Genomic DNA, 246 nt, shown 5'->3' with positions numbered 1-246 from the left:
CTCTGCTTGATACTGATTTAAAATAACACCTAAACGTTCATAGGAACGTGCAATTCCTTCTCGGACGTCAATTCCATAGGCTTTCATTCTAACCCAATTTGCAAACTCCAACAATAAATCATCAACCAGTGTTAAATCATTACCATCTGAGCTTTTAATATGGGTATAATCATATTTTTGTCCCATATATTCTCCTTTCTCATCAATAATTAACCTGTAAAAACTTAACAATTTGATTAGCTATTA

The 246-nt window shown here is 32.1% G+C and carries 1 pseudogene; it reads right to left on the bottom strand.

Annotated elements, in window-relative coordinates:
* Window positions 1-186 (bottom strand): annotated as a pseudogene (locus AC6UD0_RS07460) (hypothetical protein); the annotation flags it as partial.
* Window positions 187-246 lie beyond the last annotated feature (60 nt).

The organism is Fructilactobacillus sp. X7R9C1, assembly GCF_059901005.1.
The sequence above is the reverse complement of the archived record's forward strand: the minus strand, read 5'-3'. Positions and strand labels throughout refer to the sequence as shown.